Origin of the sequence: Streptomyces europaeiscabiei (assembly GCF_001550375.1) — a bacterium.
GTDB lineage: Bacteria > Actinomycetota > Actinomycetes > Streptomycetales > Streptomycetaceae > Streptomyces > Streptomyces europaeiscabiei.
In genome coordinates this window covers 1-14983 of sequence record NZ_LRTR01000779.1, presented here as the reverse complement: position 1 = coordinate 14983, position 14983 = coordinate 1, and the positions used below count along the sequence as shown (strand labels likewise).

At 70.2% G+C, this 14983-nt stretch carries 12 protein-coding genes and 1 pseudogene; 4 read left to right on the top strand and 9 right to left on the bottom strand.

Going from position 1 to position 14983, the window contains the following annotated elements; genetic code table 11:
• Positions 1-466: 466 nt before the first annotated feature.
• Positions 467-966 (bottom strand): annotated as a pseudogene (locus AWZ10_RS38135) (alanine:cation symporter family protein); the annotation flags it as partial.
• A gap of 164 nt (positions 967-1130) precedes the next feature.
• Between AWZ10_RS38135 and AWZ10_RS38130 the strand changes: the two are divergent.
• Positions 1131-1568, top strand: coding sequence for an STAS domain-containing protein (locus tag AWZ10_RS38130; RefSeq protein ID WP_079104609.1), 438 nt, complete (start codon positions 1131-1133; stop codon positions 1566-1568).
• A 666-nt stretch (positions 1569-2234) separates the two neighbouring features.
• On the opposite strand, the gene AWZ10_RS38125 is transcribed toward AWZ10_RS38130, so the two are convergent.
• From AWZ10_RS38125 to AWZ10_RS51905, 6 genes are all read right to left on the bottom strand, one after another.
• Positions 2235-2834: a copper resistance CopC family protein gene (locus tag AWZ10_RS38125; protein ID WP_060893309.1), complete on the bottom strand. Its 600-nt coding sequence runs from the start codon at positions 2832-2834 to the stop codon at positions 2235-2237.
• Positions 2813-3475, bottom strand: a complete 663-nt coding sequence (locus AWZ10_RS38120) for a superoxide dismutase family protein (protein ID WP_060893314.1) — start codon at positions 3473-3475, stop codon at positions 2813-2815. The genes AWZ10_RS38125 and AWZ10_RS38120 overlap by 22 nt, the downstream gene beginning before the upstream one ends.
• Before the next feature lie 183 nt (positions 3476-3658).
• Positions 3659-4423, bottom strand: coding sequence for a hypothetical protein (locus AWZ10_RS38115; RefSeq protein WP_240439565.1), 765 nt, complete (start codon positions 4421-4423; stop codon positions 3659-3661).
• Positions 4424-4654: 231 nt separating this feature from the next.
• Complete coding sequence (locus tag AWZ10_RS38110) at positions 4655-6448, bottom strand: copper resistance CopC/CopD family protein (RefSeq protein ID WP_060893308.1); 1794 nt, start codon at positions 6446-6448, stop codon at positions 4655-4657.
• A 155-nt stretch (positions 6449-6603) separates the two neighbouring features.
• Positions 6604-7338, bottom strand: coding sequence for a DUF1775 domain-containing protein (locus AWZ10_RS38105; protein WP_060893307.1), 735 nt, complete (start codon positions 7336-7338; stop codon positions 6604-6606).
• A gap of 912 nt (positions 7339-8250) precedes the next feature.
• On the bottom strand, positions 8251-8769 hold the full coding sequence (locus tag AWZ10_RS51905; RefSeq protein WP_060893306.1) for a hypothetical protein: 519 nt from the start codon (positions 8767-8769) through the stop codon (positions 8251-8253).
• A 1334-nt stretch (positions 8770-10103) separates the two neighbouring features.
• On the opposite strand from AWZ10_RS51905, the gene AWZ10_RS38095 reads away from it, so the two are divergent.
• The 3 genes from AWZ10_RS38095 to AWZ10_RS38085 all read left to right on the top strand — a co-directional run bounded on the left by AWZ10_RS38095 (position 10104) and on the right by AWZ10_RS38085 (position 13439).
• On the top strand, positions 10104-11615 hold the full coding sequence (locus tag AWZ10_RS38095; RefSeq protein WP_060893305.1) for a DUF1996 domain-containing protein: 1512 nt from the start codon (positions 10104-10106) through the stop codon (positions 11613-11615).
• A 280-nt stretch (positions 11616-11895) separates the two neighbouring features.
• On the top strand, positions 11896-13032 hold the full coding sequence (locus tag AWZ10_RS38090) for a molybdopterin-dependent oxidoreductase (protein WP_079104608.1): 1137 nt from the start codon (positions 11896-11898) through the stop codon (positions 13030-13032).
• Positions 13029-13439, top strand: a complete 411-nt coding sequence (locus AWZ10_RS38085) for a hypothetical protein (RefSeq protein WP_060893303.1) — start codon at positions 13029-13031, stop codon at positions 13437-13439. Before AWZ10_RS38090 ends, AWZ10_RS38085 begins: the two co-directional genes overlap by 4 nt.
• Positions 13440-13538: 99 nt before the next feature.
• Here AWZ10_RS38085 and AWZ10_RS38080 read toward each other — a convergent pair whose 3' ends face one another.
• Both AWZ10_RS38080 and AWZ10_RS38075 read right to left on the bottom strand, forming a co-directional pair.
• Positions 13539-14651, bottom strand: a complete 1113-nt coding sequence (locus AWZ10_RS38080) for a sensor histidine kinase (protein WP_046706102.1) — start codon at positions 14649-14651, stop codon at positions 13539-13541.
• A partial coding sequence (locus AWZ10_RS38075) for a winged helix-turn-helix domain-containing protein (protein ID WP_167366030.1) occupies positions 14641-14983 on the bottom strand: 343 nt, incomplete at its 5' end. The genes AWZ10_RS38080 and AWZ10_RS38075, both read right to left, overlap by 11 nt.

Below are 14983 nucleotides of genomic sequence, written 5' to 3'. Positions count from 1 at the left end.
GATCGATCTCGCCGTGACGGAGGACGAGAAGTTCGTCTACGTCCAGAACGCGGTCTCCGGCACCGTCGACGGCTTCCGTGTAGAGGCGAACGGCTCCCTCACCAAGGTCACGACAGCCGAGGGCCTGCCCGCCTTCGCCGAGTCCGGCATGGAGGGCATCGCCGCGGTCTGACAGGCAGGACCACCGCTGCGCCACGTCCACGAGGCGTGGGTGTCGCCCTGAGTATCCGCACCCATGCGCGCACAGGGGCAGGGCATGCGAAGAAAGCCGATCACAGGCGTGGCCGGCCTGGCCTTGTCTTTCGCTGCACCTGATCACATCAGGTGATCTTTCAACTGCCGCAATGCACGACGAGCGGGTCCGTGCACACCAAGGCGCGAGGTGTCACGGACCCTCCCCCAGCTCGCTTCGCGCGGGAGCCGGGCCGCAGGGGCGGTCAGACGGTGGTCTTCACCGACTCTTGGTCTCATTGGAGAACGCGGCCCGTATGAAGCCGATGATCAGCGCGCCGATTACACCGTCGGCGACACCCTCGGGGTTGAAGGCGCCCTCGATGATCGTGCCGATCGCGGCCGGGACAGCGGTGACGTGCACCAGGATGACGATCAGGCACGCCGCGATGTAGACGCCTGCCATGGCGGGGACGAGCATGCTGGTGACGTTGGCGATGGAGTGGATGCCACGATGCCGACGATCGCGGCGATGAGGATGCCGAAGAGCAGCGCGCCGACGGAGGAGCCCATCAGGCCGTCCTCGCCGCCGGTGACGGACACCAGCTGCGCGTAGGACTGGTTGACCTGGAAGAGGTTGCCGCCGAAGAAGCCGCAGAAGAGGATCATGAAGGGGGCGAGGGCCGCGAGGACCTTGCCGAGCTTTTTGCCGTTCGCGCCGAAGCAGTCGGCGAGGCCCTTGGGCAGGTAGTGCATCGGGCCACCGGAGACCGTGCCGTCGGCGTGCACCTCGCGGTCCGCCGGAGGCGCCGGTCTCTGCGGTGCGCCGAAAGTCTTCGTGGGTGGTTGATTTAGGACTTTGCCCTGTGCAAAGATTGCGGCGTGGAGGCGTCGTACGTGCTTCCTGGAGCGCCGGGAAGTCTGGTCGGCAACTGTCGCCGAGCTGTCCCGGAAAGCCGATGCCACCGCCTCAGAGCACCCCACAAGATGATGAGGCAGCCGCTGCCGCGCTGGTGGGCGGTGATGAGTCGACCCTGCTGCAAGAGCCCCAGGAGGCGGCTTCGTCGTCGAGGCTGTCCGTCCGTCGGGAGTTCGGAGGACGTCTCCCGCCGAGACTGGAGTTGCACCTTGGGGGAGAGCTCGATGCTGACACCGCGCCTGGACTCCGTGAGGATCTGGCCGTACTCGCTGCCCGCTCCACCGAAGGCTTGTTGGTACTGAACCTGTCGGGTATCACGTTTTGCGACTCCGCAGGGCTCTACACCTTGCTGGGGATTCGCCAGACCCTGCCTCTGGCTGATATCGACGTGCTGTTCACCGGAGCCAGCGCGGTGCTCCGGGCCGCTGCGGACCGGGCCGGTCTGACCGCCCACCTTGATTTGGGGGACGGTCCCTGAGCGTGGACCCTGGGGTAGACCCCCGCTGCTGAGCCGGCATGGTCACTGACACCGGCAGAATTCCGCGCATGCGCAGGTTCTGAAGGGCGGAGACGGCTCTGCCGTCAGCCACGATGTTGGAGATTCCTCAGAGCGCTCGGCGGAGGAGACGTCCTGGCACTTGCCTTTCGGGCCATGCCTGGGTTCGGCTGGATCGTTCGTTCTCACATGTGGCGTCATCAGTGACGCCGGGCTGGTGGGCGCGGCCCGGCCACACCATCGGCGGCGTGGTCGTCACGCTCGGCCTGCGCACCTACGCCGGCTCGTCTCGGCCATGCCGCACACGGGCGGAGAGCACCGCTACGCGCTGCGGGTGTTCGGTGGCAGGGGCGTACCGGCCGTCGCGGGACGTATGCCGATCTAGTTCACGGCCGTGATGGCGATCGCCGCGATCTCATCGACACGAGAGCCGACGATCATGGTCCAGCGACCGTGCGGCAAGGGCCGGAGCGTGATCGGCAGACCGCAGACCGCAGACCGCAGACCGCAGGCCCGGTCCGGCTGTCCGCCGGGCCGGGCCCTTCTACTGAGTCGCCCTGCCTCGGTTCGTCCGACGTCGTCCCAGACTGTTGTCGCCGTGGTCAGGCATGTTTGGTGAACGTGCCCGTGGCTCGGTACGCGCCGGCGTCACGCCGTGGCCTTTCCCCCCTTCGTCGTCCGCGATCTGCGCAGCGTGTGCACAGTGAGGACAGCCGAGCCCACGATGACGACGACCGTCCCCGCGAGGGCGGCCATGGCCGTGGTGCGGCCGAGCCCCAGGAGCGTGTCGTCCGCGGTGCTCAAGTCCACGGCCGGCGCCGACAGGCTCAAGTGCTGGCAGGCGGATGGGGCGGTGACGGTCCGGGCGCCGTCCGCGACCTCGAACTGGAACGCGCTGCTCTGGGTGTCGCCGTCGGCTGAGATGACGGTGTAGGTGAGCGTGTTGACGCCTGTGGGCAGGGAGGTGACCGCGGCGCAGACGACGGAGCCGTCTGCCACGACGGGCTCACCCACCGGTACGTCGGTGCCGTAGGGACCGATCAGGCCGATCTTCGGTGTGCTGCCGGACTTCAGCGGGCCGAAGGTCAGCGAGACGACCTCGGCACCGGGCCCGACCGTGGCCCCGGGACCCGGTGCCGCCTCCGTCAGAGAGGTGTGGGCGTACGCGTTGGTGCTGCCGAGAAACAGCAGCGCACACAGGCAGCCCAGCAGGGCGACATGCGGCCTCAGAAGGCGAAGTCGGCGCATGCGATCCGGTTGTCCTGTGCCTTGGCGGGGTGGACGACGATCGCGACCGCGCCCTTGTTCGTCTTACGGGTGTTGTTCACCGTGGTCATTCCCATGCCCGACTTGTCGGCGGTGAACATCAGGTGCACTTCGTTCGGCGGGGTGGTGGGACCGCCCTTGTCGAACTGGAAGTGTTCCCCGCCGTTCTCGGTCGAGCACTGCTGGGCGTGCAGGTGCGCCATGTAGGTGTCGCCCGGCTCCAGGCCGGTGAGGGACACGGTCACCGTGGTGCCCTGCGGCCCCTGGGCCAGCCAGGCGCTGCCTTTGGCGTTGTCCATGCCCGGCGGGCGGGTGTCGAGCAACTTGAAGGTGCCCTTCACCACGTCGGCGTCGGGGATCTTGTCGGCGGGTGTGGCGGACGGATCTCCCATTGCCATGTCAGCCATGTCGTCCATCCCTGTCATGTCTTCGGAAGGGGACACGGACGCCGTCGCGCCGGCGGACGTGTCCGACGTCTTCTCGGAGGAGTCGCCGCCGCAGCCGGACAGCAGGGCGGCCGTCGCTGTGACAGTCACGCAGGCGATGGCGAGACGGGTGTGCGGGCGGTGCGACGCGGTCGTGGACCTGACCTGGTCGGCTGTGTGGTGGTCCTGGTGGTACATGGAGAGCACTCCCGATCCTGTTGCGGGAGGCCGTGCCGGACGGCGGCACGAGACGCGTACTGCGGGCATCGTGTCGCGGGCGTCGGGTGCGGCCCGGAGGGTGAGGACGAGGGCAGCGCACGTGTGGGCGCGCCGACCGTCCGCCTGTCATCCGCCGCAGCCGTCACCGGAAGTCGGGCCGGTTCAGGTCCCTGTGGTGAGCCGTGGGGCGGGAGACGGGCGGCTGAATGTCACTCGGCCCGGCGGCGGTCCTCTGCGGACGACGGCGTGTCTCAGCGCGGCGGGAGCCGGCCGCCGGTTCTCCCCGCCATCGACGGTGACCCCACGCAACGGGACTTCACGCAGGATCGTCGCGTGGAAGAGCACGTGGCAGACCCGGCGCAGCGGTGCGAACACGGCGGCTGCCAGAGCCCTGGCGATCCGGTGGGCCGCCGCCTCGCCCCGCCACAGCCACACGCCACACGCGACGGCGGCCAGCAGATGTGCCAGCAGCATCCCGCCGGAGCCCCCATGCGTAACCGCAGACCACAACGATTCGCCGGACGGTGTGCCCATCGCCCCGGAAAGCGTCCCGGAGGGGTGCATGACCATGTCGGGGTGAGAGGTCGCCGCCCCGTGATGCGCGTGGGAAACGCCCATCGCGCCCGGTGCGTCGACTGTCGCTTTCGTCGTGGGCATCAGCCTGGGAGACAGGCTGAACAGCAGGTGCAGTAGCCCCTGCGCGGTGACCGTGGCCCCAACGACCGCGGCGGCACCGTGTTCCCTGGCGGTCAACCACCATGCGCCGGAGGCGGTTCCGGCGAACGCGACGCCCACCGCCCACCACGGCAGGCCGTCATCGGACATCAGAGCATGGCCCAGCGCTGTCGCCGCGACGCACACCGCCGCGAACACGGTGGCCCGCACCGGACGCAGGGCGTCGACGGCACTCTCGGAGCCGTCTGTCACACGCCATCCCTGATTTGCTCCACCACCACGGTGGTGCGTCCGGGACATCGAGCAACTCCTTGGTGGCGAGGGGCTTCCTGTTCCATACGGATGATCGACCGAGAGCTTGGTGGCGAGGGGCTTCCTGTTCCATACGGATGATCGACCGAGAGCGTTCAAGCGTGTGCGTCAGCCCCCGGCCATCGGCTTCTGTGGGGCCTACGTCCTCAGAGCAGTGGTCCCGGCCCGGCCTCATGGGGTGACCTTGACGGTCTTCGAGACAGTGACCTGGTCGATGTCGGAGACGCGGACGGTGGCCCGCATCGTCCAGGTCCCGGCGAGCGGGAGGTCGAGGGTGTCGCTGCCCCAGTAGCCGCTCTGGTCGACGAGTTCGGCGTCGAGTGGGCCGACGCGCCGCGCGGACTGCGTGAAGGTGAGGCGGAGTTCGGGGATGGCGATGAGGCCGCCGTCGGCACCGAAGACCACAGCCTCCACCACGTTCCGGCCGACCCGGCCCGGTTCCAGGGTGATCTGCACCCTGCCGCGCCCCGTGGGAGTGCCCGTGTCAAACGGGACCACGGTCAGGTTCACGTCGGGCTGCCCGGACACCGTGGAGGCGGTAGCCGTCGCGGTGGCGGCCCGTCCCGGCTGGCTGCCCGTCAGCACGGTCGTGACCGCGAGCACCACGACACCGATCACCACCTCCGCGAGCACGGACCTGCGCAGACCGCGCCGTTGATCCTCAGGGCCACTGCCGACTGCGTCAGGTACGGCACGGGAGTCGACCTTCGTCATTCGGTCGGGCGGCGGGTGGCCCTGGTCTCCGCCGCCCACGGTGACCAACTCAGGCTTCTCCCGGGGCACGCGCAGCAGCCGCTCGGTCCAGTTCCGGGAGTACGAGGCCGCCGTCAGCATGAGGATCACGGCCCCGGTCTTCAGGGCGAGCGTCCTGCCGTAGGGAGTGGTGAACGCCTCCCAGGAACCGAGCCCGCGCCAGGACTGGTAGACACCGGTGGCCGCCAGTACGCCCACGGCAGCGAGGGCGAGCCGGGAGAAGCGCCCCACGGCGGCGGGCCGGAGCGGGTCGTCGGCCGGCGCCCGGTACAGCGTGATGAGCAGCGCGGTCAGCCCGCCGAGCCATACGGACATGGCGAGCAAGTGCAGTACGGCGGACACCATCGCCACCGGCACCTGGATGCCCGTGGAGGCGTGCTCGGCCACCGCCCAGGTCGCGGCCAGAGCGAAGGCGAGGGCGACGCCCGCCGCGAGCGTTCGTCGGTCGGCCCGCCACTCGGGCCGGCCGTGCCTCAGGACCAGGGCCACCAACAGGAGCAGGGCCAGACGAACCAGGAGCGCGATGCCTGGTCGGCTGCCCACCGTGCTGCTCAGCAGCTGCGGGTCGAACACACCGGTCGGCCCGTCCCCGCTCGCGTACGGCCCGCGCACCAGCAACAGCGCGGTCGTCGACAGCGTCAGCGCCCACCACCCCGCCAGGAAGGGCCCGCGCACCACCCGTGCGGCCGTGCCTCCGGGCCGGCAGACCAGGACGAACGCGGCGATGCCGATCAGCAGGGCTAGGCCCCCGTAGGCGACGTAGCGGCCGATGCCGTACAGAACGTCGACGGCTGGGTCCACGGCTGGCTCGGCGGTGGTCTCGGCGCGGGTCTGCGAGGGCGCGCCGACGGAGAAGGTGAACGCACCGGAGATGGCGTGACTGTCCTCGGACAGCACCCGCCAGGAGACGGTGTATGTGCCCTGCTTCAGGCCGTCCGTCAGGGGCACGCGAGCGGTGTCCGCCCTGCCGCCCGCACGTTCGGGGTCGCCCGCGGTCACCGGCCGGCTGTCGGGGTCGAGGACGCGCACCGAGTCCTCGGTGAGCGCGACGGACTCATTGAAGGAGACCGTTACCTGCTTCGGCGCTGTCTTTAGCGCCGTGCCCTCGCGCGGGTCGCTGCCGGTCAGCACCGCGTGCGCGGTGGCGGGTGCCGCGCCGCTGAGCAGGGCACCGGCAAGCACGGCGATCACCACCAGCAACGTCCTGCCCATGCGTCCGTTCTGTTCCGCCTGTCGTCGTTCCACGTGATGTCTCCGGGTCGGCGCTTGGATCTCGGGTGTGGCCGGATGTGTGCCGGATGCCTCTGGGGGCGTCCAGTGCCGTGCCGACCGCGGGGCGGGGAGCCCCCGGCCGGTGTACGGGACGGTCACTCCGTACCGGAGGACGCCCGGCGCCTGGCCAGCCACCATGTGCCGCCGCCCAGCACGAGCAGTACGGCGACCACGGAACCGGTGAGCAGCCCGGTGGACGAGGCGTCGTCCTGTGTGACGGCGGCCGTTTCGGTGGGCGGGGTGTCGGCTGCCGTCTCGCCGGATGTGCCGGGCGTGAGTGAGGCTCCGGCCGGGGCACTGGTGGACGGGCTGGGGGCGGGGGAGGCCGTTCCCGAGGCTGCGGGCTGCAACTTCAGGACGGGGGCGGGCTGTTCGGGCTCAGTGCCGCCGGTGGGCAGTTCGATCCAGCGGGAGACCTCGCCGTCGTCGTAGGTTTCGACGGTTTTGAACACGAGCTGCCCGGCATCCGGAAGCCGCCGCACCTCGATGCTGTGTTCGGCGTCGACCCCGGTGCCGAGGGCGGGCCCCGCGACGGTGTAGCCGTCGTCGGTGCTCTTCAGCTTCCAGCCCTGGGGCGCATCGGCGAGCGTGACGTCACCAGGGGCGATGTCGTCCGGCAGGACGACTCGCACTCGGGTGAAGCCCGCGGTGGCGGACTCGGCCTCGGAGGTGAAGGCGAGGGTGACGTTCTCGGCCAGGGCCCGAGCGGTGTCGGACTGGACCTCCGCGTGTGCGGAGGCGGGGGTGCACAGCGCGAGGGCTGCAGTCAGCGCGGCGGTACCGGTCACGGCGCAGCGGTGTGCCGTACGGGTGGGGTGGTGCGGGGACACGGGAAACTCCTTGCGGGCGGGACCGGGCAGGCCGAAGCCTCGGCCCGGGGGAGGGACGAACAGGGACACCTGTGTGTCCCGGTGGTCCTCTGCGCACCAGCTGGTGTTCCAGGGGCTGTGTCCGGAGTGGCTCGGAAGGAGCGAAGCACCCGATCGGTTCGAGGGCGGGAAGGGGGCGCGGCCCGACGCGGGACAGCCCGGCCGACAGCCAGGCGACGACGGCACACGCGGCACCGCGCACGGCTCTCGCGATCGGTACGGCGGTCGCGAGAGCGTCGTCGGCCCGGTGCAACAGCCAGGCCACCGTCAACGCGGCGAGTACATGAACGGCCGTCATCGTGCCGGACGCCTGATGCCAGTCGGGTCCGCTCACCGGGGCGGCCGGAGCCTGCGGGCCGGCGGTGTGTGAGAGGTGGCTGCTCCCGGCGCCTGCCGGACCGTCCGCCAAGGCCAGCGCCACGTGCAGCAGCCCTTGGACACCGAGCGTGCAGCCGAGCGTCGCCATGGGCGCGAAACGTCGTTGAGCGGCCGGCCAGACCGTCGCGAACTGCGCGAGGGCGAGCAGTGTCACCAGGCGCCATGGGGGGACCCCGTCGGCCACCGCGTGGTGGCCCGACAGCGCGAGCACACTTCCGGCCACGGCGAACACCGCGGCTCTCACGCAGGTTCCCGCCCGGTCCGTCCGCTGAGGGAAACGGTGCCCGCCGGGCGGCGACGCATCGTCGCTCACCACGCTCGTGCCTCCTTCTCCGCCGATCGGCATGGGCCGTCGGTTGCCCATACGGGCTTGGCCGTCACGGCGTTCACACGTCACGACAACCCTGACGGCCAACCGCGAGGCTCCGCTGACGGACTTCGGGGAACTTGGCGTTCCCATCGTGCGCGGCCGGGGTCTCGACATGTCGCCGGCGCTCAGCCGGACGGCAGAGCCGTTACGGCGGGGGCGCTGGGCCACCCGGTGGGAGCCTGCTCCGACTGCTGGGAGATGGTGTCGTCCTGTCCGTCGTACGGGCTGCCGGAGCTCATCAGCCGGGAGAAGAGGCCGAGGACGAGGGTGATCGCGGCGACTGTGCAGAGCACACGGCCGACGCGGCGGCACCTGGCCCGACGGTCCTGTTCCCGCCAGTGGGGGCCGGGCCACGCGTCGGTCGGCTGCCACAGTTCACCCACTGCCTCGGCTTCGTACTGGGAGACCGGTTCGTCCCGAGAAGGGTGTAGATCCGCTTCGGGGCGCGGCCCCTCCCGAGGAGAGGACGGAAGTTCCGCCCACGGTCCGGCGCCACGTTCCCTGGCGGAAGGTTCCCTGGGCGCGGTTTCCCGTATGGCGTGTTCGCTGTCGGTCAGGAATCTGTGCCACACGTCGTCGGGGGCGGGCGGCGTGCGGCGTTCGTCGTCCGGCGCCTCGTCTCCGTCCGTCGTGGGAGCGGCCACTGTTCCACCTCCTGTTCCCCAGCTCTGACCGACGGCAGCGACGCGTGCCGACTTCCTGTCCGGACCTGGACCGGGCCGTCCGTTTCCGAGCGACCCGGCTGCTGTCGCGGAGGGGCCGTGATGAGTGCGACCTGCTGGCAGGGCATCCGGCGGCCGACGCGCCGATGCGCACCTCGGTAATTCTGGCGCCGTCACTCCTGGGCGCTCAGTGGTCGGCAGCCGGACGGGCCCTGCCCGATCATTGCACAGTGCAACACGGGAGTGCCAGCGGTGCGCCTGCCGGCACCGAGATCTCGGTGGCGACGCGGTGGGCCGCGATGGTCGTCACGGGGAGGTCAGGGTCATTACGAGGACCTGTCGCGGCGGCGGACCCTTCAGGCGCAGGCACCTGGTCGGCAACTCTGCCTCCGCCCGGCACCGTTCGGGTGGCGGAGAGGGCTGAGGAACGACGTTTGGCCGTGCGGCCCTCGCCGACTGGGGCTACCGGCCCGGTTGTGATGACGACACCCAGCTGCCCATGGTGGTCTGTGTGCGATGCCGGTTTGGCCGACCGCCGATCCCCAGGCCGAGTTGTGCTTTGAGCGCCTTTCGCTGGGTGTGACTGCCGACGAGAACTGTCGACGGTGTGGTGTGGCAGGTCTTCCCCGCGTGCGTGAGGTGGGTCTCTGCCGTCAGGAAGAGTGTCCCAGCCACTCCTCCGGCGGACGATCCGAACCGCAACGGCTGCTTCGCTTCACGATGCCCCGCGCTTCGGATCCAGTATCAGCGTGTCCACCACTGCGGGCGAGGCCTCTGGCCAGGTCGGCGATGGCGTCGTCCTCCAGCCCGTGGGGCCTGGCGCGCAGTCCTGCGCGCGGAGTGCTCAGATCGTGCGAGATCCAGGCGGCGAAATGCGGCGGGTCGTATCCAGCGAGCGTTCCCGCGCCTTGGATACGGGCAGTGCCCAGTCCCGTGAATCCTTACGAGAGCCTGACGAGGCACCCCGAGTTCTTTCACCGCGCTCGTCCCATCCGTAACTCTGGTTGCGAAGTCACAGCAAAGCGGCGGCACTTGAGGATGTCGAGGGAGCCATCAGTGGTCACGCGCAACACCCGGCCGGTGTCCACGAGCCCTGTCGAGGCATTCCCCTGCCGGGTTCGCCCGGGGCGCCCCCACACCGGCCGCAGCCGGGAGCGCGCTCGTGACTTCGTCTGCGGCAACCCCGTGGTGCCCGGCTGTCGTTCAAAACGGTGCGGCTGAGCCTGGCCGCGAACGCCAAAGGCATCGAATGCGCGGCTGCGGTGAGCGGAAGCGCACTGAAGCGGCGCTTGATCCAGAGAGCTCAGAGGATTCCCATGCGACGAAACACGCGTAAGCGATCGAAGACGACCCGCCGGGCCATCGCCGCCGTGGCGGCGACTGCCCTGGGGGCAGGGGGGCTGGTAGCGGCGAATGTGTATGCCTCGGCCGGTGAGAGCAGGGGTGGAAATAGCACCAAGAGCTCGCTCCGGGATCAAACGAACCAAGCCATGGCGGCGGGAGCCGCCGCCACCATCGACTGCCCCGATGTCGGTACCCGGCTGCAGCAGGTGCCTGACCAGGCCAGGGCCGAGGTCGACAGGCAACTCGCGCTGCTGGACCAGCAAGTCGCGGATGCCTACCAGCGGTTGCAGAACTCGACCCAAGCCATACGGCAGGACGGCAACTTCGCCGACAACGCGATCATGGGCCCGCTCAAGGACAAGCGGACCGCGACCATCGACCGCATCGCGATCGCCATCGGCCGTACAGCCGACCGCCCGCAGGGCCTGGAGTCCCTCGCGGCCTGCACGCTCCTCGCCACCGAAAGCCAAGCCGGCACCGGCAATGGCGCGGGCGGCGGCAATCAGAACGGCCAGGGACAGGCCCCAGGGAACGGGCAGGAGAAGCCCGGCAACAGCGGACCGGCCGGCAACGGTCCGGTCGCCGCCGACTTCGTGGACATCACCACCGTCCAGCCCAACGTCAACAGCCCCCGGCAGCAACAGAACGCGTCGCTCGGCAAGTTCACCACCGATTGTGGAGTGAACGCGAACAAGCTGTACAACTCCGACAACATCATCGTCGCGCCCGGTGTGGACAACGGGGCGCATCACACGCACGACTATGTCGGCAACCAGGCGAACGACGCCTTCGCCGACAACGAGGACTTCGCGGCGGGCGAGACCACCTGCCAGAACCAGGGTGACAAGTCGTCGTACTACTGGCCGGTTCTCCGCCTGCAGGACGGTACCAAGGAGTTCGACGCGGACCAGCCGGGCGGAGGCGCGGAGGGCAATACCGGCAAGATCCTCACGGCCTCGCAGGTGACCCTGGAGTACGTGGGCAGTGCGACCGGCAAGGTCGTGGCGATGCCCAAGTTCCTGCGGATCATCACCGGAGACGCCAAAGCGTTCACCAACGGAACAGCCAATGCCAACGCCGCTTGGAGTTGCACGGGCTTCGAGGACCGGCAGCTGACGGACAAGTACCCGATCTGTCCCGAGGGCAGCAGTCTGGTTCGGACGTCCAAGTTCCAGAGCTGCTGGGACGGTCAGAACATCGACAGCGCCAATCACCGTGATCACGTCGCGTTCGCCGACCCGGACACCGGTGCCTGCCCGAACGGCTTCCGGGCCGTTCCGCAGCTGGTGCAGCGCCTGGTGTACGACGTGAATGCGCCCAGCCTGAACGACAACGGCCGGGCGAGCGCCTTCTACGCGGTGGACGGCTTCCCGGAGCAGACGCACAAGCCGATCACCGATCACGGGGACTTCGTCAATGTCTTCGACGAGCAGCTGATGAACACCATGGTCGAGTGCATCAACACCGGCCGGGAATGCCGGTGACCGTGATGCGTTGAACCACCGCGCGGGCCTGTCTGCGGCGACCACATACCGCGGGCCGGCCCGCGTGATCGAGGTCGTCGGCGTCGGCAGCGACGCGACTACCTCGTGACTGGCTCGATGCGGGGCGCTATCAGGGGCGGTGTTCGCGCCTGTCCGCGGGCCCGCTTCCTGCCGCCTGTTCGACCTTGCTGCCAGGGATACGCCCCTGTCGAAATACGTCCGTGTTCCGTAAGGGGCTCCGGCGTTCCGCAGTGGCCTGGCAACGGGTGGGATGAGGTGCATGGAACAGCGCTTCTTTCCGCCGGTCTTCCGGGGCAGGCTGCACGATGCCCGGACGGCGACCTCGATCGGCCGGTGGCTGGGTCTGGCGTTCGCGGTCTGCTTCGTCACCGGGCTGATCAGTCACGTGATGCAGCGTCCACCGGAGTGGCTGGCCGACGGCCTTCCCAGCCGTCCGGTGTGGGGCTATCGGCTTACGCAGGGGCTGCATGTCGCGTCCGGCATCGCGGCGATTCCGCTGCTGCTGGCCAAGCTGTGGACGGTGTATCCGCGCCTGTTCGCCTGGCCGCCGGTGCGTTCGGTACGGCACGCGCTGGAGCGATTCTCGGTGGCTGTCCTCGTGGCGGCTGCCCTCTTCGAGGTGGCCACCGGCCTGCTGAACACCGCCCAGTGGTATCCGTGGCCGTTCTCCTTCGTGCCGGTGCACTACGCCGTGGCCTGGCTGCTGGCCGGGGCGCTGGTGCTGCACATCGCGGTCAAGGCGCCCGAGATCCGGGCGCACTGGAGCCGGCGCTCGCCAGGCACACTGGCCCTGCCGGAGGAGGACGGGGCCGACCGGCGTTCGCTGTTGACCGCGGTCGCCGCGGCGGTGGGCGCGGTCACCGTGACCACGGTGGGTCAGTCCTTCACCCCGCTGAAGGATCTCGCTCTGCTCTCACCCCGCCACCCGGACCATGGTCCGCAGGGTCTTCCGGTCAACCGGACCGCCGCGGCGGCCGGGGTCGGTCTGATTCCAGCCGAGCGTTACCGCCTGACGGTCGTCGGACCGCGGCCGTACACGCTGACGCTGGATGAGCTGCATGCCCTGCCACAGCACGAGGCGGAGCTGCCGATCGCCTGCGTGGAGGGATGGAGCAAGTCGGCACGCTGGACGGGCGTGCGGGTCATGGACCTGCTGGAGCGGGCGGGCGCCCCGCCGCACGCGCGGGTGCGGGTGGTGTCGTTGCAGACCCGGGGCGGCTACCGGGTCTCCGAGATGGGGCACGAGCACGCCCTCGACCCGCTGACCCTGCTCGCGCTGCGCCTGAACGGTCAGGAGCTTTCCCCCGACCATGGTTACCCGGTGCGCCTGATCGCCCCGAACCGGCCCGGGGTGCTGCAGACGAAGTGGGTCGGCCGGCTGGAGGTTCTGTCATGAGGGTGAGCGTGCTGCGGATGATGACCGGTGCGGCCGGTGTGGCGCTGATGGGTGTCGGGGCGTCCCTGCTCTTGGACGTGCGTGACTTGACGGGTGCGCTGGTCTGGCTGGGCGGGGCCGTGGTGCTGCACGACGTGGTGATCGCGCCGCTGGTGCTGCTCGTCGGGCTGGTGGCTGTGCGCGCCGGCGGGCGCGGGCCGGTGCGCGGGGTGCTGCTGGTCGCGGGCGCCCTGACGGCGGTGGCGCTGCCGGTGCTGCTGCGCCCGGGGAAGCCGGCCAACTCCTCGGTGCTGCCACTGGATTACCCGCGCAACTGGCTGCTGGCGCTGGTGGCCGTGGCGACGGTGACGGCCCTCCTGATGGCCGTGCGAGGGACCCGCGGCATCCGGCGGCGGCCACCTTCGTAAGTCCGACGCGGGCTGACGTTCAGCCCTGGGACGCCCCCGCAAGGCGAAGGACCGGCCCCGGCGGACGAGCCGGGGCCGGTCCTTCGCCTTGCGGGCCGCTCAGACGGCCGCGGGAAGGTGGACCTCGAAGCGGCAGCCGCCCGGTACGTTGCTCACCGCCGCGCGTCCTCTGTGGGCCTCGACGATGCCGCGCACGATCGCCAGGCCGAGTCCGGCCCCGGCGGGCGGGGTGCGAGCGTGGGTACCGCGCCAGCCGGTGTCGAAGACACGGGGCAGGTCCTCGGGCAGGATGCCGCCGCAGCCGTCCGTCACGGAGACGACGACGCTGTCGGCCTCCCGGCGGGCGGACACGGCGACCGTGCCGTCGGCGGGAGTCCGGCGGATGGCGTTGACCAACAGGTTGGCCAGGACGCGGGACATCTCGCGGCCGTCGACCTCGATCGGAACGGGCTCGACCCCGTCGCCCACCAGCCAGACGCCGTGCTCCCTGGCGAGGGCGTCGACGCCCGCGATGGCGTCACCGACCAGGTCGTAGACCGACATGCGGGCGGTGTTCAGGGCGAGGACGCCGGCCTGGATGCGGGAGAGTTCGAACAGATCGCCGACCATGTCGCTCATCCGCTCGACCTCCGTGCGGATCCGGGCGTGGTAGACGCGTGGGTCGGCGATCATGCCGTCCTCCAGCGCCTCGGTCATCGCCTGCAGTCCGGCGAGTGGGGTACGCAGGTCATGGGAGATCCAGGCGACCAGTTCGCGGCGGGAGGCGTCCAGGGCCTGCTCCCGCTCCCGGGACGCTGCGAGCTTCGCACTCGTGGCGGCCAACTCGCGGCTGAGCGCGGCGAGTTCGGCCGTGGGTGCGGCGGCGGGCGGAGTGAAGCTGCCGTCGTCGCCGAGGGCGCGTGTGGCCCTGGTCAGGGCCCGGCTGCCCTTGACGACGCTGCGGCCGAGGAGGAGGGCGACGGCGAGTGAGACGACGGCCGCCATGGAGCACACCATCGTCACGACCCAGAGGTCGTGGTCGGACAGGAACATCGCCCAGGCCACCAGCATCGTTCCGGCGAGCATCGCCGCGACCGTGACGGCGGCGACCACGGCCAGCGACAGCGTGACCGAGCGGTGGCGCAGCAACCGCAGGGCGGCGGCACCGAGCAGTCCGGCGGCGGCTGCGCCGATCGCCGCGTACAACGCGATCAAGAGGGTGTCAGGCAGCATCGCCGCCTCCGTTCGTACCGGGGACGTCGAAGCGGTAGCCCACTCCCCACACGGTGGTGATCAGTCGGGGGCGCGCCGGATCGTCCTCGATCTTCCCGCGCAGCCGCCGCACGTGGACGGTCACGGTCGACAGGTCTCCGAACTCCCAGCCCCACACCTGGCGCATCAGTTCCTCCCGGCTCGTGGCCCGCCCGGGATTGCGCAGGAAGAACTCCAGCAGATCGAACTCCCTTATGGTCAGGGCGAGTTCATCGTTGTGGCGCACGGCGCGGCGGGCGGTGGGTTCCAGGGCGAGCGGCCCCGCCCGCAGCCATGCCCCGGCGGGTGCGGCC

Coding starts and splice junctions, on each gene's coding strand:
- AWZ10_RS38130 (WP_079104609.1), top strand. CDS start 1,131: ATGCCACCGCCTCAGAGCACCCCACAAGATGATGAGGCAGCCGCTGCC.
- AWZ10_RS38125 (WP_060893309.1), bottom strand. CDS start 2,834: ATGCGCCGACTTCGCCTTCTGAGGCCGCATGTCGCCCTGCTGGGCTGC.
- AWZ10_RS38120 (WP_060893314.1), bottom strand. CDS start 3,475: ATGTACCACCAGGACCACCACACAGCCGACCAGGTCAGGTCCACGACC.
- AWZ10_RS38110 (WP_060893308.1), bottom strand. CDS start 6,448: ATGGGCAGGACGTTGCTGGTGGTGATCGCCGTGCTTGCCGGTGCCCTG.
- AWZ10_RS38095 (WP_060893305.1), top strand. CDS start 10,104: ATGCGACGAAACACGCGTAAGCGATCGAAGACGACCCGCCGGGCCATC.
- AWZ10_RS38090 (WP_079104608.1), top strand. CDS start 11,896: ATGGAACAGCGCTTCTTTCCGCCGGTCTTCCGGGGCAGGCTGCACGAT.
- AWZ10_RS38085 (WP_060893303.1), top strand. CDS start 13,029: ATGAGGGTGAGCGTGCTGCGGATGATGACCGGTGCGGCCGGTGTGGCG.
- AWZ10_RS38080 (WP_046706102.1), bottom strand. CDS start 14,651: ATGCTGCCTGACACCCTCTTGATCGCGTTGTACGCGGCGATCGGCGCA.